Origin of the sequence: uncultured Blautia sp., assembly GCF_902497045.1 — a bacterium.
Classification (GTDB): Bacteria; Bacillota; Clostridia; order Lachnospirales; family Lachnospiraceae; genus Blautia_A.
On the sequence record NZ_CABVDF010000038.1, the window covers coordinates 1 to 18146 of the forward strand.

The 18146-nt window shown below is 44.6% G+C and carries 23 protein-coding genes; 22 read left to right on the forward strand and 1 reads right to left on the reverse strand.

Features of this window, described 5'->3' with window-relative positions:
* Positions 1-245: 245 nt before the first annotated feature.
* The 22 genes from RDS42_RS04760 to RDS42_RS04865 all read left to right on the forward strand — a co-directional run bounded on the left by RDS42_RS04760 (position 246) and on the right by RDS42_RS04865 (position 17259).
* Positions 246-1052 (forward strand): class II aldolase/adducin family protein, encoded by an 807-nt coding sequence (locus RDS42_RS04760; RefSeq protein ID WP_308782633.1) that lies wholly within the window; start codon positions 246-248, stop codon positions 1050-1052.
* A 33-nt stretch (positions 1053-1085) separates the two neighbouring features.
* On the forward strand, positions 1086-2474 hold the full coding sequence (locus tag RDS42_RS04765) for an aldehyde dehydrogenase EutE (RefSeq protein ID WP_308782634.1): 1389 nt from the start codon (positions 1086-1088) through the stop codon (positions 2472-2474).
* Positions 2475-2491: 17 nt separating this feature from the next.
* Positions 2492-3724 carry a zinc-binding dehydrogenase gene (locus tag RDS42_RS04770; protein WP_308782635.1) on the forward strand — a complete coding sequence of 411 codons (1233 nt, stop codon included), beginning with the start codon at positions 2492-2494 and terminating at the stop codon, positions 3722-3724.
* A gap of 24 nt (positions 3725-3748) precedes the next feature.
* Positions 3749-4063, forward strand: a complete 315-nt coding sequence (locus RDS42_RS04775) for a BMC domain-containing protein (protein ID WP_156352344.1) — start codon at positions 3749-3751, stop codon at positions 4061-4063.
* A gap of 48 nt (positions 4064-4111) precedes the next feature.
* Positions 4112-4387 carry a BMC domain-containing protein gene (locus RDS42_RS04780; RefSeq protein WP_177296592.1) on the forward strand — a complete coding sequence of 92 codons (276 nt, stop codon included), beginning with the start codon at positions 4112-4114 and terminating at the stop codon, positions 4385-4387.
* Positions 4388-4412: 25 nt separating this feature from the next.
* Complete coding sequence (locus RDS42_RS04785) at positions 4413-4745, forward strand: BMC domain-containing protein (protein ID WP_308782636.1); 333 nt, start codon at positions 4413-4415, stop codon at positions 4743-4745.
* Between the two features lie 50 nt (positions 4746-4795).
* A complete protein-coding gene (locus tag RDS42_RS04790) occupies positions 4796-5074 on the forward strand; it encodes a BMC domain-containing protein (protein ID WP_005427721.1) in 279 nt (92 codons plus the stop codon).
* Between the two features lie 69 nt (positions 5075-5143).
* The gene (gene pduL, locus RDS42_RS04795) at positions 5144-5788 is read left to right on the forward strand and encodes a phosphate propanoyltransferase (RefSeq protein WP_308782637.1); all 645 of its coding nucleotides are present in this window, start codon (positions 5144-5146) and stop codon (positions 5786-5788) included.
* 105 nt (positions 5789-5893) lie between these two features.
* Positions 5894-6160 carry a EutN/CcmL family microcompartment protein gene (locus tag RDS42_RS04800; protein WP_308782638.1) on the forward strand — a complete coding sequence of 89 codons (267 nt, stop codon included), beginning with the start codon at positions 5894-5896 and terminating at the stop codon, positions 6158-6160.
* A 4-nt stretch (positions 6161-6164) separates the two neighbouring features.
* Complete coding sequence (locus RDS42_RS04805) at positions 6165-7493, forward strand: 4Fe-4S dicluster domain-containing protein (RefSeq protein WP_308782639.1); 1329 nt, start codon at positions 6165-6167, stop codon at positions 7491-7493.
* Positions 7494-7509: 16 nt separating this feature from the next.
* The gene (locus RDS42_RS04810; protein WP_308782640.1) at positions 7510-8058 is read left to right on the forward strand and encodes a BMC domain-containing protein; all 549 of its coding nucleotides are present in this window, start codon (positions 7510-7512) and stop codon (positions 8056-8058) included.
* A gap of 29 nt (positions 8059-8087) precedes the next feature.
* Positions 8088-8861 carry a DeoR/GlpR family DNA-binding transcription regulator gene (locus RDS42_RS04815; RefSeq protein ID WP_308782641.1) on the forward strand — a complete coding sequence of 258 codons (774 nt, stop codon included), beginning with the start codon at positions 8088-8090 and terminating at the stop codon, positions 8859-8861.
* Between the two features lie 16 nt (positions 8862-8877).
* Positions 8878-10029 carry a 1-propanol dehydrogenase PduQ gene (locus RDS42_RS04820; RefSeq protein ID WP_308782642.1) on the forward strand — a complete coding sequence of 384 codons (1152 nt, stop codon included), beginning with the start codon at positions 8878-8880 and terminating at the stop codon, positions 10027-10029.
* Between the two features lie 48 nt (positions 10030-10077).
* Entirely contained in the window at positions 10078-11742 is a 1665-nt protein-coding gene (locus RDS42_RS04825) for a propanediol/glycerol family dehydratase large subunit (RefSeq protein ID WP_308782643.1), read from the forward strand.
* A 10-nt stretch (positions 11743-11752) separates the two neighbouring features.
* Positions 11753-12439 (forward strand): propanediol/glycerol family dehydratase medium subunit, encoded by a 687-nt coding sequence (locus RDS42_RS04830; RefSeq protein ID WP_308782644.1) that lies wholly within the window; start codon positions 11753-11755, stop codon positions 12437-12439.
* Positions 12439-12834, forward strand: coding sequence for a diol dehydratase small subunit (locus tag RDS42_RS04835; RefSeq protein ID WP_308782645.1), 396 nt, complete (start codon positions 12439-12441; stop codon positions 12832-12834). Before RDS42_RS04830 ends, RDS42_RS04835 begins: the two co-directional genes overlap by 1 nt.
* Entirely contained in the window at positions 12831-14642 is a 1812-nt protein-coding gene (locus RDS42_RS04840; protein ID WP_308782646.1) for a diol dehydratase reactivase subunit alpha, read from the forward strand. The genes RDS42_RS04835 and RDS42_RS04840 overlap by 4 nt, the downstream gene beginning before the upstream one ends.
* Before the next feature lie 81 nt (positions 14643-14723).
* Positions 14724-15083, forward strand: a complete 360-nt coding sequence (locus RDS42_RS04845; protein WP_308782647.1) for a glycerol dehydratase reactivase beta/small subunit family protein — start codon at positions 14724-14726, stop codon at positions 15081-15083.
* Positions 15080-16111, forward strand: a complete 1032-nt coding sequence (locus RDS42_RS04850; protein WP_308782648.1) for a cob(I)yrinic acid a,c-diamide adenosyltransferase — start codon at positions 15080-15082, stop codon at positions 16109-16111. The genes RDS42_RS04845 and RDS42_RS04850 overlap by 4 nt, the downstream gene beginning before the upstream one ends.
* A 30-nt stretch (positions 16112-16141) precedes the next feature.
* Positions 16142-16867, forward strand: a complete 726-nt coding sequence (locus RDS42_RS04855; RefSeq protein ID WP_308782649.1) for a hypothetical protein — start codon at positions 16142-16144, stop codon at positions 16865-16867.
* 101 nt (positions 16868-16968) lie between these two features.
* Positions 16969-17091 (forward strand): hypothetical protein, encoded by a 123-nt coding sequence (locus RDS42_RS04860; protein WP_308782650.1) that lies wholly within the window; start codon positions 16969-16971, stop codon positions 17089-17091.
* 3 nt (positions 17092-17094) lie between these two features.
* Entirely contained in the window at positions 17095-17259 is a 165-nt protein-coding gene (locus RDS42_RS04865; RefSeq protein ID WP_308782651.1) for a hypothetical protein, read from the forward strand.
* Between the two features lie 20 nt (positions 17260-17279).
* On the opposite strand, the gene RDS42_RS04870 is transcribed toward RDS42_RS04865, so the two are convergent.
* Positions 17280-18146, reverse strand: an 867-nt coding sequence (locus RDS42_RS04870) for an AraC family transcriptional regulator (protein ID WP_308782652.1), incomplete at its 5' end; no start/stop codon positions are given.

The window sequence follows — 18146 nt, forward strand, 5'->3', positions numbered from 1 at the left end:
GGAAATAATAAAAAAGCCCAATTCTTTTTTAGAATCAGACTTTTTCAGTGCCCTTAATTATAAGGGGTTACACAATTGTATGTTTTTTCAGAAAATGACAAAAAATAGAAACACAACAAAAACAACAACATAAAACCGATAGAATCAACATGAATCAACAAGATTCCCTTGACAATCCTGTGAATAAGGAGTAGAATCTCCTTATAAATAAAAATGAAACCAAATTGCTTAAGGAGGAAAAAAGCATGGTAAACGAGTTTGAAATCAAAAAACAGATTTGTGACATCGGAAGACGTATCTACAACCGCAACATGGTAGCTGCAAACGACGGAAATATTTCCGTAAAACTGAATGACAATGAATTCCTTTGCACCCCGACAGGTGTATCCAAAGGATTCATGACACCGGAGTATATCTGTAAAGTAGACGCAGAAGGTAATGTGATCCAGGCTAACCCGGGATTCAAACCATCTTCTGAGATCAAAATGCATATGAGAGTATATCAGAAGAGACCGGATGTAGGATCTGTTGTACATGCTCATCCTGTATATGCTACTTCTTTTGCAATTGCAGGTATTCCGCTTACACAGCCGATCATGCCGGAGGCAGTTATCGCACTTGGATGCGTTCCGATCGCTGAGTATGGCACACCTTCTACAATGGAGATTCCGGACAGACTTGAGAAATATCTTCCATATTTCGATGCAGTTCTTCTTGAGAGCCATGGTGCTCTGACATGGTCTACAGACCTGAACGCTGCTTACATGAAGATGGAATCTGTTGAGTTTTATGCACAGCTTCTGTATCAGAGCAAGCTTCTTGGCGGACCGAAGGAATTCGACAAAGAGACTATCGAAAAACTGTACGAGATCAGAAGAAAAATGGGTCTCCCGGGCAAACATCCGGCAGATCTCTGCCTGAACAAAGACGGCCTGAACTGCCACAACTGCGGTGGATGTATGGTAGCACATGCTCCGGAAGCACAGGAAGCAGATGCTGAACTTATCGCAAACATCACAAAACAGGTAATGGCACAGCTTGGAATGAAATAATTTTTGACGTAATGAATTAAGGAGGTCAATCTCATGCCAATAAGTGAGAATATGGTACAGGAAATTGTACAGGAAGTTATGGCAAAAATGCAGATTGCTGATGCTCCTGCCGGAAAACATGGCGTTTTTAAGGATATGAACGATGCGATCGAGGCTGCTAAGAAGTCAGAACTTATCGTAAAGAGAATGTCCATGGATCAGAGAGAAAAGATCATTACCCGTATCCGTAAAAAGATCAAAGAAAATGCAGAGGTTCTTGCACGCATGGGTGTGGAAGAGACCGGCATGGGTAATGTTGGCGACAAGATCCTGAAACATCATCTTGTTGCAGACAAGACTCCTGGTACCGAAGATATCACCACTACAGCATGGTCCGGAGACAGAGGTCTTACTCTGATCGAAATGGGACCGTTTGGAGTGATCGGTGCGATTACACCATGTACAAACCCCAGTGAAACAGTTCTCTGTAATACAATAGGAATGCTGGCAGGCGGAAATACTGTTGTATTCAACCCGCATCCGGCTGCTATTAAAACATCTATCTATGCGATCAACCTTCTGAATGAGGCATCTCTGGAAGTTGGTGGTCCGGATAATATCGCAGTTACAGTAGAGAAACCTACTCTGGAAACAAGCGATATCATGATGAAACATAAAGATATCCCGCTGATCGCTGCAACAGGTGGTCCGGGTGTTGTAACAGCAGTCCTTTCTTCAGGTAAGAGAGGAATCGGCGCAGGTGCAGGTAATCCGCCGGCACTTGTAGATGAGACTGCTGATATCCGTAAGGCTGCAAGAGACATCGTAAACGGATGTACATTCGATAATAACCTTCCCTGCATTGCAGAGAAAGAAATCGTTGCAGTATCTTCAGTAGTAGATGAACTGATGCATTATATGGTTACAGAAAATGACTGCTATCTTGCTTCCAAGGAAGAACAGGACAAGCTGACAGAGGTTGTTCTGGCAGGCGGCAGACTGAACCGTAAATGTGTAGGAAGAGATGCAAGAACACTTCTTTCCATGATCGGAGTAAATGTACCGGCAAATATCCGCTGCATTACTTTTGAAGGACCGAAGGAGCATCCGCTTATTGCTGAAGAGCTTATGATGCCGATCCTTGGTGTTGTAAGAGCAAAAGATTTTGACGACGCTGTTGAGCAGGCTGTATGGCTGGAGCACGGCAACCGCCACTCCGCACATATCCACTCCAAGAACGTTGACAATATCACAAAATATGCAAAAGCGATCGACACTGCAATCCTTGTAAAGAACGGTCCATCCTATTCCGCACTTGGATTTGGAGGAGAGGGCTACTGTACATTTACTATTGCAAGCCGTACAGGAGAAGGTCTTACAAGCGCAAGCACCTTTACAAAGAGAAGACGCTGCGTAATGTCTGACAGCCTTTGCATTCGTTAATCAGGAGGAATAGAACAATGGATATGAACAATGTAAATATTGAAGAAATTGTAAAACAGGTTCTTTCCGGCATGACAGGAAAAGGAGAAGCTCCGGCAGCTGCTTCTGCTCCGGCTGCTCCAGCAGCAAACGGTGGAATTCCGAAAACTGCAAGAGTTGCAATGATGACCGAGAAAAAACACTTTGAACTTCAGGAGTATCCGCTTCCGGAACTTGGAGATGACGACATCCTTGTTAAGGTTGAGGGATGCGGTGTCTGCGGAACAGATGCTCATGAATACAAAAACGATCCGTTTGGTCTGATCCCGGTAGTCCTTGGACATGAGGGAACAGGTGAGATCGTTGCAATGGGTAAAAACGTAAAGGTTGATACAGCCGGCAAACCGGTTCAGGTTGGTGACAAGGTTGTTACCTGTATGATCTTCAAGGATGATCCTGAGATCACAATGTTTGACCTGAATAAGAAAAACGTAGGCGGCGCAGATGTATATGGACTTCTTCCGGATGATGATGTAAAATTCAATGGTTGGTTTGCTGACTACATCTTTATCAGAGGCGGAAAATTCGGTTCCACTTTCTTTAACGTAAGTGATCTGGATCTGGATTCCCGTATCCTCATCGAGCCATGTGCAGTTCTGATCCATGCAGTAGAGAGAGCAAAAACAACAGGTATCCTGAAATTCAACAGCAGAGTTGTTGTTCAGGGATGCGGACCAATCGGTCTGATCTGTATCGCAGTTCTTCGTACTATGGGTATCGAAAATATCTGTGCAGTAGACGGAAATGAGCAGCGTCTTGAATTTGCAAAGAGAATGGGCGCATCTGTATCTGTAAACTTTATGGAGCATCAGGGAATTGAAGCTCTGACAGCTGCTGTAGAGGCTGCTTTTGGCGGACATCTTGCAGACTTTGCATTCCAGTGCACAGGAAATCCGAAAGCACATGCAAATATCTACAAATTTATCCGCAACGGTGGCGGTCTTTGCGAGCTTGGCTTCTTCATCAATGGCGGAGATGCACAGATCAACCCGCATTTCGACCTCTGCTCCAAAGAGATCAATCTGGTTGGCTCCTGGGTATACAACCTGAGAGATTACGCAACTACATTTGATTTCCTTAAGAGAGCAAAAGCAATCGGACTTCCGATGTCTGAGCTGATCACTCATAAATATCCTCTCGAGGAGATTAATGAAGCGCTTGAGACAAACCTTGCAATGACAGGTCTGAAGATTGCGATTGTTAATAAATAATCCGGATAATAAAGGAGAAGCAAAATGGCAGAAGCTGTAGGAATTCTGGAAGTATTTGGGCTGGCCACAGCCTTTGTAGCGGCAGATGCCGGCTGTAAGGCAGCCAATGTCCGCCTGGAGGTTTTCGATAAGAATAAGCCTGCCAATGCAGACAGCCTGCCAGTACCGCTTCTGGTATGCATTAAATTCCGCGGAAGTGTGACGGATGTAACGGCAGCCGTTGAAACCGGAATGGAAGTAGCGAACCGGATGACTGGTGTGGTACAGCACTATATTATTCCGAACCCTGAAGAGGGAACGGAAAAAATGCTGAAGATCAGTGCCCTGGATAAGGACTGACAAAGCATAGATCCAACGATAGAAACTTGATTCAGGAGGAGAAATAAAATGGCACAGGAAGCATTAGGAATGGTAGAGACAAGAGGACTTACCGCTGCAATCGAGGCAGCAGATGCTATGACAAAAGCAGCAGAGGTTGCACTTGTAGGAACAGAGAAGATCGGATCCGGTCTTGTAACTGTTATGGTTCGCGGAGATGTTGGAGCTGTTAAGGCTGCAGTAGAGAGTGGAAGCGCAGCAGCATCCAGACTTGGAGAGCTGGTAGCTACACATGTAATTCCGAGACCTCACACAGATGTAGAAAAAATTCTGCCGACTATCTAATCAGTAAAGATAAAGGAGTTCGCTCGTGAATAAAGCATATGGTTTTATCGAGATCACAGGTGTTGTAGCGGCTATGGATGCCCTTGACATCATGTGTAAAACTGCAGACGTTGAGCTGGCGTCATGGGAACGTAAGCTGGGCGGACGACTGGTAACTCTTATTGTGCAGGGTGATGTGTCGGCTGTCACCGAAGCTGTTGAAACAGCGGCAGCCAAGGCAATTAAGAAACCGGCAAGTTATGCAGTGATCGCGCGGCCCCATGAGGAGATCGTCAAGCTTGTGGAGCTCAGCGCAAGCCGATGGAAAAAGAAGTCTGCCGGGCAGACAGAAGAAGCGGCTGAACAGCCGGAAAAATAATTCGGGGTAGGAATCCCTGATAGGATGATCCATATAAGGAGGAAAAAATCATGACACAGGAAGCATTAGGAATGGTTGAGACCAGAGGACTTACAGCAGCAATTGAAGCTGCAGACCAGATGTGCAAGGCAGCTAACGTTGCACTTGTAGGAACAGAGAAAATCGGTTCCGGTCTTGTAACAGTTATGGTACGTGGTGATGTAGGTGCGGTTAAATCTGCAGTAGAAAGCGGAAGCGCAGCAGCATCCAGACTTGGAGAGCTGGTAGCTACACATGTAATTCCGAGACCACATACAGATGTTGAGAAGATTCTTCCGGTTCTTAAATAATTCAGTATCGGTATGATCCATTCATGCTGAACTGGTATGAATGGATCTTATACAGAAAGCAGGTGTATCTTGGAAACGAATAATATTGAGCTGATTACAAAAATGGTCATTGATGCCATTAATCAGAAAGAGGACAAAAGCGATGGCTTTATGGTTCCCATCGGAGTTTCCGCAAGGCATATCCACCTGACACAGGAGCATGTAGAAGCATTGTTCGGACCTGGATATCAGCTTACAAAGAAAAAAGAGCTGATGGGCGGTCAGTTTGCATCAAATGAGACAGTGACCATTGTAGGACTGAAGCTTCGTGCCATTGAGAATGTAAGAATTCTCGGACCAGTCCGCAAAGCATCTCAGGTTGAGGTATCTGCTACAGACGCCATCAAACTGGGTATGAAGGTTCCGGTTCGCGAATCCGGCGATGTAAAAGGCAGTGCTCCCGTTGCCATTGTAGGACCGAAGGGTGCTATTTATCTGAAAGAGGGATGTATTGTGGCAATGCGCCATATCCACATGTCTCCGAAGGATGCACAGGCTGCAGGTGTGAAAGATGGAGATATCGTTTCTGTTAAGGCTGATAACGAACGCGGAACAATCTTTAATCATGTAAAGATTCGTGTAGACGACAGCTTTACACTGGAAATGCATATTGATACCGATGAGGCAAATGCAGCAAAGATTGCCACAGGCAATACAGTTACTATTATAAAATAATATTCCTCCAATATCAGGGGATGCAGCACATGACAGGATCTTAAGAGATTTATTGGGCCGCATCCCCATAGGAGGATAAGGAAGTATATTTATGCGGAGGCTCACATGATTGTAGGCAAAGTAGTTGGAAGCGTAGTATCTACGCGGAAAAGTGAAAAATTAATCGGACAGAAATTTATGATTGTAGAGCCGGTGCATCATATGAAATCAGACCTCAGCCAGATCGTTGCGATCGACATTATCGGAGCAGGGATCGGGGAGTATGTATTGGTGGCACAAGGAAGCGCAGCAAGAATCGGCTGCGGCGAAGAAACAGCACCTATTGATGCGGCGATAGTCGGAATCATCGATGACGGTGCAGGATTGGAGTAACGCCATGGAAATCAAAGAATTACAGAAAATAATGCAGGACAATGGTGTGGCAGGTGCCGGCGGAGCCGGATTTCCTACATATGCAAAGCTTACAGATAAAGCGGACACCATTCTCATGAACTGTGCAGAGTGCGAGCCATTACTGAAGTTACACAGACAGTTACTGGAAAAGCATGCATATGAAATTATGAAAACCTTCAGTCTTGTTGCAGATACTGTTGGAGCTCAGGACGCTATTATCGGCATCAAAAAATCTTATGTGCAGACGATCAAAGCACTTCAGCAGCATATTGAGGAATTTCCGAAGGTAAAGATTCATCTTCTTGATGAGGTTTACCCGATGGGCGATGAGGTCGTGCTGATCTATGAAGCTACCGGACGTGTGGTAAGACCAGGCGGGCTGCCCATTGAGCAGGGAGTCATCGTATTCAACGTAGAGACTATCTATAACGTATATCGTGCTCTGGAGAAACAGATGCCTGTTACAGATAAATATGTATCTGTCGTAGCAGAAGTAAGCAAACCTGTAACTGTTCGTGTGCCGATTGGATGTACACTTGATCAGGTAGTAGAACAGGCAGGCGAAATTACCACCAAGGATGCCGTATATTTTGTCGGCGGACCTATGATGGGCCGCATCGGCAGCGGTTCCGATCCTGTAACAAAGACAACAAATGCGATTCTGGTCCTTCCAAAGGATCACTGCATTGTAATGAAGAAGCAGAGAACTTCTTCCATAGATCTGAAAAGGGCAGCATCTATCTGCTGTCAGTGTAATTCCTGTACGGACCTCTGCCCGAGAAATAATCTTGGACATCCCATTGACCCGGCTCGATTCATGAGAGCGGCAGCTAATGGTGATTTCAGAGACCTGAATCCGTACCTGGATTCTCATTTCTGCTGTTCCTGCGGTGTATGCGAAATGTATGCATGCCCACAGAGTCTGGCACCCAGAACACTTCTTCTGGATATGAAAAACGGACTCCGTAAAGCAGGAGTCAGACCGGCACAGGGCGTAGAGCCGGTACCGGTACAGCCTTCCCGAGAGTATCGTAAGGTTCCTGAGGAACGCCTGATGGCTCGCCTTGGTCTTACGAAATACGATAAGGACGCACCGCTGGATGAAACTCTGGTATCTATTCCGAAGGTTAAGATCCTTCTGAGTCAGCATATCGGCGCTCCGGCACAGGCAATTGTGAAAACAGGCGATGAAGTAACAAGAGGACAGATGATTGCAAAACCTGCTGACGGATTAAGCGTTGGTATTCATGCAAGTATCTGTGGAAAAGTAACTGAAGTAACAGACCGCTACATCATAATTGCAGCAAAGTAGAAAGGACGTGCAGAAAATGAGTAAAGCAATCGGAATGATTGAATTTAAAACCACTGCCACAGGCATCACAGCAGCAGATGCCATGGTAAAAACCTCTGACGTAGAAATCGTTGAGGCGCAGACCGTATGTCCGGGCAAATATATTGCAATTATCACTGGTGATCTCAGTGCGGTAAAGGCGGCTGTTGACGCAGCGGTTACTACTTATGAAGATAAATGTATTGACAGTTTTGTACTGGGAAATCCTCACGAATCTCTGTTTCCGGCAATGTACGGAACTACTGTGATCGAGGACATCAGTGCACTGGGCATTTTAGAGACTTACGATGCGGCATCTATTATTGAGGCTGCAGACCAGGCTGCAAAAACAGCTATCGTAGATGTGATTGAACTGCGTATTGCAAAAGGTATGTGCGGAAAATCATTCATGCTGATCACAGGAGAGGTTTCTGCTGTGGAGGCATCTATCCAGAAGGCAAAAGAGCATGTTGCAGAAAAGGGCATGTATCTTGATTCTTCAGTAATCGCTCATCCGGATAAACGTATGATCGATTCTATTTTATAAAAATAAAGTTCTCAAAAGGGGGCGGGAAAATGCTGGCATTAGAAAGACGGAATCTTATCCTTGAGAAACTTCAGACAGAAAAAAGAGTGGTGGTCAGTGAGCTGAGCCAGCTCTATGATGTTTCAGAGGAGACCATACGCCGGGATCTGGATAAGCTTGAAAAAGAAGGGCTTGCCACAAAAAGCTACGGCGGAGCTGTCATCAATGAAAATGTGAGTATTGACCTGCCCTTTAATATTCGAAAAAACCAGAATGTGGCCGGTAAACAGAAAATGGCGGATATAGTTGCATCATTGGTTCAGGATGGCGATCACATTTTTCTTGATGCAAGTACTACGGCAGTATTTATTGCCAAGGCATTAAAGGAAAAAGAAAGACTTACTGTGATCACCAATTCTATGGAAATCCTGATCGAGCTTTCGGATGTATCCGGCTGGAACATCATTTCCACCGGTGGTGTTATGAAAGAAGGATATCTTGCATTTCTGGGATCCAGAACAGAAGAGGCAATCCGGTCCTATTATGTGGACAAGGTGATCTTTTCCTGCAAGGCACTGGATCAGGAATGGGGAATCATGGAATCTCAGGAAGCCTTTGGCACCACAAAGAAAGCCATGCTGACCTCCGGGCGCAGAAAGATTCTGGTTGTTGACAGTACAAAATTTGATCAGACCGCTTTTTCCGTAGCTGGGAAACTGCGGGATTTAGATATGGTTGTAACAGACAAAAAGCCTTCCGAAAAGTGGCTTGCATGTTTTACAGATGCGGGGATCGAATGCCGGTATCCGCGGATACAGCCATAGAAAAGGAGCAACATATATGAAGACTTTTGAGATGAAGACAGTCATTCATTTTGGCGAGAATGCACTGGACAGACTGAAGGATATCCCGTATCAGAGAGTTCTGATCATTACAGACCCCTTTGTTGTACAGAGCGATATGATTCATCTGATCACAGAGCCTTTACATAAAGGCGGTAAGGACTATGACATTTTTCACAATGTAGTTCCGGACGCACCTGTAGACAAGATTGCAGACGGTGTTAAAAAGTTTCTGAGCTTTCAGCCGGATGTGATCGTAGCGGTAGGCGGCGGTTCTGCTATTGACTCTTCCAAGGCAATCCGTGAATTTGCCCTGAAGATCAATCACTATGCGGATGTAGGGCTGATCGCTATTCCGACAACCAGTGGTACAGGTTCCGAGGTAACTTCTTTTGCAGTAGTCAATGATACAGAAGCAAAAGTGAAATATCCTCTTGTTTCTGACAGCCTGACGGCAGATGAAGCAATTCTTGACGCAGAACTTGTAAAAAGTGTTCCGCCGTCTATTACAGCGGATACGGGAATGGACGTATTTACTCATGCGCTGGAATCTTATGTCAGCCTTGACCATAATGAGTTTTCTTCTGCACTGGCAGAGAAATCTATTGAAATCTGCGGAGTGTTCCTTCTGAGAGCTTATCTGGATGGAACGGATATGCATGCCCGTCAGAAAATGCATGTGGCATCCTGTCTTGCAGGACTTTCTTTTAACACGGCAGGACTTGGAATCACTCACAGTATGGCGCATCAGCTTGGTGCTATGTTCCATATTCCTCATGGAAGAGCAAATGCGATGCTGCTTCCTCATATTGTAGAGTTTAACTCAAATATCAACAAACACAGCAGAAGCCAGAAAGAATATCTTCCGGCAGTGAAGAGATATGCAAATATCGCCCATATCCTGGGACTGAGTAATTACAATAAGGTGATGAGCGTTCGTTCTCTTGTAAACTGGATTCAGTTTATGCTGAAAGAAATGAACATTCCTCTTACTATTCAGGAAATAGGCACGATCACACCGGATGCGTACTTTGCGGCAGTAGAAAAAATGGCGGAGGCAGCTCTTGCAGATGCATGTACGCCTACGAACCCACGAGTACCAACCAAGGAAGATATCATTAAAATTTACACAAAACTGTGGTCCTTTTAATTAGGGAAAGCAGATGCTGTAAAAGACTTTTCTGAAAAGGTAGACACTATGAAAAGATCGAAAAGAATAGAGGCGCTGGATCGCCGGGCAGTGAATAAAGACGGTTTTATCGATGAATGGCCGGAGATGGGCTTTGTGGCTATGCACAGCCCTTATGATCCAGAACCTTCCATAAAAATTGAAGATGGCGTGATTACAGAACTGGATGGAAAGAAAAGAGATGACTTTGATTTCCTGGATCAGTTTATTGCAGATTACGCGATCCGTACAGACAGAGCAGAGGCGTCTATGGCGGTTTCTTCTCTGGAAATAGCAAGAATGATTGTGGATATCCACGTTTCACGTAAGGAAATCCTTGAGATCGTATCCGGTATCACACCAGCGAAGATGGCAGAAGTTATCAACTGCCTGAATGTGGTTGAGATGATGATGGGTATGCAGAAAATGCGTGCCAGAAAAGTGCCGGGCAACCAGGCACATATCACGAATCTGAAAGATGATCCGGTACAGATCGCAGCAGATGCGGCTGAGGGAGCATTAAGAGGCTTCAGTGAAGAGGAGACCACCATGGGTGTGGCACGTTATGCACCGTTCAGTGCAATGGCTCTTCTGATCGGCTCTCAGGTTGGACGTCCTGGTGTTCTTACACAGTGTTCCGCAGAAGAAGCAACAGAACTAGAGCTGGGAATCCGCGGTCTCACAACATATGCAGAAACTCTTTCCGTATATGGTACAGAAAAAGTATTTATCGACGGAGATGACACTCCGTATTCCAAGGCATTTTTGAATTCCGCCTATGCGTCCAGAGGTCTGAAGGTTCGTTTTACTTCAGGCGCAGGCAGTGAGGTTCTGATGGGAAGCAGCGAGATGAAATCCATGCTTTATCTTGAGTGCCGCTGCCTTTATGTGACAAAGGGAGCAGGAAGTCAGGGAATCCAGAACGGTTCTGTAAGCTGCGTAGGTGTGGCAGCCGGAGTTCCGGCAGGAATTCGTGAGATTATTGGTGAAAACCTTGTGGCAGCTCTTCTTGGACTGGAATGCGCTTCCTCCAATGACCAGAGCTTTTCCAACTCAGATATGAGAAGGACTGCAAGAACTATGCTGCAGTTTATGCCGGGAACAGACTTTATCTTTTCCGGATATGCGGCGGAGCCAAATTACGACAACATGTTTGCCGGATCCAACTTTGATGCAGAGGACTTTGACGACTATAATGTGATGCAGAGAGATATGCAGGTAGACGGTGGTCTTCGTCCGGTTACAGAAGAGGATGTGATCCGTGTACGCCGTACTGCTGGAAAAGCTGTTCAGGCTGTATTTAAATATCTTGGACTTACTGAGGTAACAGACGAACAGGTAGAGGCAGTAACTTATGCACACGGAAGCAAGGATACACTGAAGCGCGATGCAGCGGCAGATCTGATGTCTGCAGATGATATGATGAAACGCGGCATTACAGGAGTTGATGTTGTAAAAGCTCTGGCAGAAAGCGGTTATACAGAGCTTGCAGAAAATATCCTGAATATGCTGAAACAGAGAGTGATCGGAGATTATATGCACACAGCGGCGATTCTGGATGAACATTTCCAGGTAATGTCCGGTGTAAATACTCCGAATGACTATATGGGACCGGGAACCGGATACCGCGTTTCCGGCAAACGCTGGGAGGAGATCAAAGCAATTCCTCACAGGATCAATGTAAACGAATTTTAGGAGGTGTGCCATGGAAGTAAATGAACAGCTGATACGAGCCATTACTCAGGCAGTGGTGGAGCAGTTGCATAAGAATGGTGCACAGCCCCAGACACAGGCAGAAATGCAGCAGCCTTCCAGTACACAGGAACTTGCAGGCAGAACAAGGATGCGCCCGAAACATTCTTATGAGGGTGCGGTACGTGCTGCCCAGGGAACAGATCCAAAAGAGATTGTGATCGGTGTGGGCGCAGCATTTCAGACAGAGATTAATAAGACTATGGGAGGAATTCCTCTGGATGAAGTACTTCGCAATGTGAAAGCGGGTATTGAGGAAGAGGGAATGACATCCCGTGTAGTAAAGGTGCTGGATACTTCTGATGTATGCTTTATGGCACTTCAGGCAGCTAAGCTTTCCGGTTCCGGAATCGGGATCGGAATCCAGTCAAAGGGAACTACAGTGATCCATCAGAAAGATCTGTATCCACTTTCTAATCTGGAGCTTTTCCCTCAGGCACCGCTTATGGATCTGGAAACCTATCGTAAGATCGGACGAAATGCAGCCAGATATGTAAAAGGAGAGAAGGTAACTCCGATCGAGTGCACCAACGATCCTATGGTACGTGCAAAATATCAGGTGAAAGCGGCTCTTATGCATATTGTGGAAACTGAGCAGCTGGATCCGGAAAAAGGCATGATCGAATGGGAGGGAAGATAATGAGCAGCTATCCTTTAGGACAGAATGAAGCGGATACCATTACCTCCAAAACTGGCAAAAAGCTTTCTGATATTACGCTGGAAGAGGTAAAAAGAGGCAACGTACAGGCAGAGGATATCAAGATATCTCCGGAAATGCTGAAACGTCAGGGACAGGTAGCAAAGGAAGCGGATAATCCTCAGATGGAAGCAAATTTCCAGAGAGCTTCAGAACTTGCTAATGTACCGGATGAAGTAATATTAACAATGTATAATAAGCTGAGACCAAACCGTTCTACTAAAAAAGAGCTTGTGCTTATGGCACAGGAGCTTCTTGAAAAATACAATGCTCCTTATTGTGCGAAGCTGGTTCTGGAAGCAGCTGAAATTTATGAAAAAAGGGGAATTCTTCTTTGAAACTGATTGCTGGTGTTGATATAGGAAATTCCACAACTGAAGTATGTATCGGCAGCGTGGGAGAGGATGGAAGTTTTCATTTCCTCTCCTCCGCTTCCCGTATTACCACAGGAACGAAAGGAACGCTTCCTAATGTTCATGGTATTAAGGCGGCTCTTCAGGAGGCCATGGATCAAATCAGGCAGCCTTTAGAAGCTCTTGATTTAGTGCGCCTAAATGAGGCTGCACCTGTGATTGGTGACACGGCAATGGAGACCATTACGGAAACTATTATTACGGAATCTTCCATGATCGGCCATAATCCTTCTACTCCGGCAGGAGCGGGAGAGGCTGCCGGATATCTGATCCATCTGGAAAATATCTGGAAAGGAAAACCAGGTGTGCCCTATATAGCAGTGGCAGCAAATAAGTTTTCCTATGAAGAAGTGGCAGCCAGGCTGAATCAGCATATTCCGGAATTGGATATCAGGGGACTGATTCTTCAGGCAGATGAGGCTGTTCTGGTGGAAAACCGCCTGAACAGAAACATTCCGATTATTGATGAAGTACGTCATATAGAACGAGTGCCTGAGGAAAAGCTTGCCGCCATTGAGGTAGCGCTTCCGGGAACAGGAATACGAATGCTGAGCAATCCTTATGGAATTGCCACGCTATTGGGATTGAATGCAGAGGAGACAAAGGCAGTTACCCCTATTGCCAAAAGTCTGATCGGTAAAAGAAGTGCGGTAGTTATCCGTACACCAAATGGAAATATCAGAGAAAATGTTCTTCCTGCAGGTGAGATTAATTTTCACGGCACGCAGGAAATCTGTGTGAATATCGATACTGGAGCAGATACGATCATGGATAGTCTTCATAAAGCAGGTGAAATCCGGGATATTGACGGACAGCAGGATACCAACGTGGGAAATATGCTGAACCGTATCAAAAAAAGTATGACGGATGTTGCTGCAGAGGCAGACCATGAGGCAAGGATTACAGATATTCTGGCAGTAGATACCATGGCTCCGGTAGAAATTTCAGGCTCACTGGCAGGTGAGACCTGTATGGAAAAAGCGGTGGGAATCGCCGCAATGGTAAAAACAAAGCATCTTCCTATGCAGAAGATTGCAGAAAGACTGGAACAGGAGCTTCATATAAAAGCAGTGGTAGCCGGTGTGGAAGCAGTAATGGCAGCGTTAGGCTCTCTGACGACACCGGGAACAAGACTTCCTCTTGCTATCCTTGATATGGGCGGCGGCTCTACAGATGCTGCAGTACTGGAAACAGACGGCAGTGTCCGCACCACACATCAGGCAGGAGCAGGCGAGCTTGTGACCATGCTGATCCAGACAGAACTTGGACTGGGAAGCCGTACCACAGCGGAACAGATCAAGAAATATCCGATGGGAAAGGTAGAAAGTCTTTTTCATATGAGGCTGGAAAATGGTTCCATGCAGTTTTTTGAGGAGTCCATAGATCCAAGATATTATGGACATGTAGTGCTTCTTGCACCGGGTGAAATGCTGAAGGTGGAGGAAGATATTCCGATGGAAAAGATCCTGGAGGTACGCAGGGAAGCCAAGCGTAAGGTATTTGTACGAAACGCTGTCCGTGCCCTGGAAAAAGTCGCTCCGGATCATGATTTAAGAAAGATACCAAACGTGGTGCTGGTAGGAGGCTCTGCCGAAGATTTTGAAATCCCGGAGATGCTGACGGAAGCTCTTGCAGATTTCAGAATCGTTTGTGGACGGGGAAGTATCCGGGGAACCGAAGGACCGAGAAATGCAGTTGCCACAGGTTTGTTAATGTCATATTTAAGCCAATAGATGATGATTTGTACTGAAAAGTATGTTATACTGTTCGTACAGATTCAGGTTTTTTAATTTGGAAGGGGCTCGGGAGGAAACATGATCGTAAATAAACCAACTGTTATCATATATACCAGAGACCCGGATGAAGATCTTCTTCGAGAAATCTGTGCAGGAATTGAAGAAGAAGGTGTCCTTTATGAGGTACATTCCGGAAAAGGAGACATGGATACACTTGCTTATGAGGCTGCAAAAGATTCCATGCTGGGATCCGGGATCGGAATGGATGGCCGGCGAATTGCCATGCAGATGGCAAGACTTCCAAAAGGAAAAAATGTATTTGAATTAAATAATCCCCGTTTCTGGCAATGCAGGAATCTGGGGAGCAACAGTGCGAGAGCGGTAAAAAAAATGCCGTTTAAACCGATTTACACAGAAAATGGGGAGATGTCGTTATGAGCATTTATACAAAAGGCGGTGACAGAGGGACGACAAGTCTGGTACGCACAAAAAATGTTTCCAAGTCAGACGACCGTATTCAGCTTGTAGGAACCATTGACGAGCTGACAAGCCATCTGGGACTTGTAAAAACAATGATCAAAGATGAAGAGACAATTCGTCAGCTGGAAAAGATTCAGCGCATTCTGATCACGGTTATGGCAGGAGTGGCAGATCCTTATAATAAAGAATATAAGATTGAGGAACATGAGGAGGAATTTCTGGAACAGGAGATTGACCGCATGGAAGGTCTCTTTCAGAGACCTAAGGAATTTATCCTTCCCGGTCAGTGCAGACTTTCAGCAGAGCTGGATATTGCCAGAACAGTTTCACGAAGAGCCGAACGTGCCCTTGCAGCAGTCAGCGTAAAATTTGGTGCGGACAATGGTGCAAAGATTTTTATGAATCGTCTTGCAGATTACCTTTATGTGCTTGCAAGATATACAGATGCGAAGATGGATAAACCGGCTTCAGAGGCTGGTAACGACAGAAAAGAGGAGAAATCCATGGAACAGAATCAGAATCCGGCTGCCAGCGAGGCTGTGATCCAGGAAGTATTAAAGCGAATGGGTGTACAGGGCAGGATCACTCTGGACAGTGCAAAACGTCTGATCGAAAAGATTGAAGAAGAGGCAAAACGCAGAGGGAAAAAGGCAGTGATCGCCATCTGTGGACCCGAAGGAAATCCGGTTGCAGTCCATGTAATGGACGGAGCTTTTCTGGTAAGCTTTGATGTGGCAACCAAAAAGGCATATACTTCCGTGGCAGTAAAAATGTCTACTATGGAATTATCGAAGCTTGCACAGCCGGGAGAAACCTTTTATGGAGTAGATAAGATGGATAATGGAAAAATCGTTATCTTTGCAGGCGGCGTACCGCTGAAAGTAGGCGATACCATTATCGGAGGACTGGGAATCAGTGGAGGAACCGGAGAGGAAGACCATAGCCTGGCAGAGTATGGACTGTCTGTTTTGAACGAAGTATTGTAATTGTAGCTTGGTTTTGGAAAGGAAGAGAAAATGAAAGAGAAAAATATAATTAAAAGTTATTTCAAAAAATTTTTAACAATAGTGTTGGCTGTTGCCCTTGTTGTATCATTGGGAACTCCGGCAATGGAAGTGCATGCTGGAAATGATACGACAGTAATAAGATCAAACGGTCGTACTTTTTACCTGAAGACTTATAGAAAAAAAGATTACAGAGAGAAAGCATGCTTATATCAGCAGACTTCTAAAGGAAAAAAATTAGTTGCCAAAACAGGTTATTCGTATTATGGCATGAGTTACGCATTTTCTTATGGAAAAAAACTTTATTTTAATTATCAGGAAAGTAATAACATAAAAGTTTATTCTTATACGATTGGAAAGAGTGGCTTTAAAAGAGAAAGAAATAACCTGCTTCTTTTGAAAAGATATGGGAACTATGCCCTAGGATATTCAATATTCCCTACAGATATTTCACCTAAAACGATATGCATATATAATTTGCGCACAAAAAAAGTGAAAATTCTTGGAAAAGGGTATGATCCAAAATTTATTGATCGTAAAATTTATTATGCAAAATTAAGTAAAGATCTTAAGACAGCATATATAATGAGATGCAATCCTAGTGGATCCGGGCAGAAGGTTCTGAAAAAAATAAAAAGCAGATATTGCATGTTTGGATTTACAGTGGGAAAACACAGAGCTTCCTATGGAGTAATGGTAAGCAACGGACGTGCCCAGAGCAGAAGTGTAAGCTATTAAAGGGTTAAAAAAACATATAATTTTGACAAAGAGGCTAGTACATACGATAACTGTGCAGGTCTCTTTGTTTTATATAAAAAAGATGTAAGGGAGGAAAGGTAATGGGAAAAACTGGAAAGAAAGCAGGAATATTTTGTATGATCAGTATGCTTGCGATGACTGCTCCATTTAATGTATGGGCCCAGGATCAGACAGATGTGGAAACATTGGAGAGACAGGCTTAGAACATGAAAACTGCCTCTGCGGAGCTTCCTTATATTGGACTTTATAATGAAGCTCAGGAAGAAGGATTTTCCAGTTTCCGAAATGAAGAAGTGGAAAGTGTGGAATTTGGAAGAGGAGCCAGTATTACAAAAGAAAGGGTTTATCAGCTGGCAGAATATTTGAGATAGTAAAAGGAGGATCTGTGAATTCAGATCCTCTTGTATTTACCGGGAGTGATTCCCTTATACTTTTTAAATGTCCGGATAAAGTAGCTGAGATCGTTAAAACCATTCCTGTAGGCAATTTCTGTAATTGAATCGTCTGTAGTGGATAGTTCGTAGCAGGCTTGCTCGATCCGTTGATGATTCAGGTAATCCATAGGTGTCTGATGAGTCATTTCTGAGAAAAATCTGCAGAAATACTTAGGAGACATAGAGACGGATTCGGACAGCTGCTGTAAAGTCAGCGGCGAGGCATAATTGTGTTCAATGAATTCAAGCACCTGCTTTAGCTGCAGGATTCTTTTATAATCTTTGCGTGTTTTGTGAACATCTTCAAGATAGTAATGTTTACCAAAAACGATACCAAAAAAGTGGTAAAATTGTCCAATCACTGTCAGCTCATATCCCTCTGGTTTCAGCCAGACAGCATCAAAAATACTGTTTACAGTATCACAGACTTCCTGACTTTCATTTGTGAAATGGTGATAAACAAGCACTTCCTGATGTATGATCTTCTGCATATATCCGGCGCAGACAGAATTGTGCTTTAAAAAAGTATTGCCGTCAAAGACAAGACATTGATAGACACAATCCTGAGGCATTCCGCTGTGAAGAATCCCGCTATGCACAAAAATGATATCTCCGGCATTGGCAGTGAAACTTTTTTCGTCTAAAGTGACGGTGAGAGTGCCTTCCAAAACACGCATAAGCTCATATTCCACATGCCAGTGATAAGACATGACATAGCGCGGATGGGCAGGGTCAATATGATGAAATTCAAATGGAAATTCATAAGTTCCTCTTTTTCTACTTTCGTTTCGATCAAGATCATGCAAAGCAGCATCCCTCTTTCT

Bases quoted from the DNA above. Each gene is read 5' to 3' on its own strand.
- RDS42_RS04760 (WP_308782633.1), top strand. From the start codon at position 246: ATGGTAAACGAGTTTGAAATCAAAAAACAGATTTGTGACATCGGAAGA.
- RDS42_RS04765 (WP_308782634.1), top strand. From the start codon at position 1,086: ATGCCAATAAGTGAGAATATGGTACAGGAAATTGTACAGGAAGTTATG.
- RDS42_RS04770 (WP_308782635.1), top strand. From the start codon at position 2,492: ATGGATATGAACAATGTAAATATTGAAGAAATTGTAAAACAGGTTCTT.
- RDS42_RS04775 (WP_156352344.1), top strand. From the start codon at position 3,749: ATGGCAGAAGCTGTAGGAATTCTGGAAGTATTTGGGCTGGCCACAGCC.
- RDS42_RS04780 (WP_177296592.1), top strand. From the start codon at position 4,112: ATGGCACAGGAAGCATTAGGAATGGTAGAGACAAGAGGACTTACCGCT.
- RDS42_RS04790 (WP_005427721.1), top strand. From the start codon at position 4,796: ATGACACAGGAAGCATTAGGAATGGTTGAGACCAGAGGACTTACAGCA.
- RDS42_RS04800 (WP_308782638.1), top strand. From the start codon at position 5,894: ATGATTGTAGGCAAAGTAGTTGGAAGCGTAGTATCTACGCGGAAAAGT.
- RDS42_RS04805 (WP_308782639.1), top strand. From the start codon at position 6,165: ATGGAAATCAAAGAATTACAGAAAATAATGCAGGACAATGGTGTGGCA.
- RDS42_RS04810 (WP_308782640.1), top strand. From the start codon at position 7,510: ATGAGTAAAGCAATCGGAATGATTGAATTTAAAACCACTGCCACAGGC.
- RDS42_RS04815 (WP_308782641.1), top strand. From the start codon at position 8,088: ATGCTGGCATTAGAAAGACGGAATCTTATCCTTGAGAAACTTCAGACA.
- RDS42_RS04820 (WP_308782642.1), top strand. From the start codon at position 8,878: ATGAAGACTTTTGAGATGAAGACAGTCATTCATTTTGGCGAGAATGCA.
- RDS42_RS04825 (WP_308782643.1), top strand. From the start codon at position 10,078: ATGAAAAGATCGAAAAGAATAGAGGCGCTGGATCGCCGGGCAGTGAAT.
- RDS42_RS04830 (WP_308782644.1), top strand. From the start codon at position 11,753: ATGGAAGTAAATGAACAGCTGATACGAGCCATTACTCAGGCAGTGGTG.
- RDS42_RS04835 (WP_308782645.1), top strand. From the start codon at position 12,439: ATGAGCAGCTATCCTTTAGGACAGAATGAAGCGGATACCATTACCTCC.
- RDS42_RS04845 (WP_308782647.1), top strand. From the start codon at position 14,724: ATGATCGTAAATAAACCAACTGTTATCATATATACCAGAGACCCGGAT.
- RDS42_RS04850 (WP_308782648.1), top strand. From the start codon at position 15,080: ATGAGCATTTATACAAAAGGCGGTGACAGAGGGACGACAAGTCTGGTA.
- RDS42_RS04855 (WP_308782649.1), top strand. From the start codon at position 16,142: ATGAAAGAGAAAAATATAATTAAAAGTTATTTCAAAAAATTTTTAACA.
- RDS42_RS04860 (WP_308782650.1), top strand. From the start codon at position 16,969: ATGGGAAAAACTGGAAAGAAAGCAGGAATATTTTGTATGATCAGTATG.
- RDS42_RS04865 (WP_308782651.1), top strand. From the start codon at position 17,095: ATGAAAACTGCCTCTGCGGAGCTTCCTTATATTGGACTTTATAATGAA.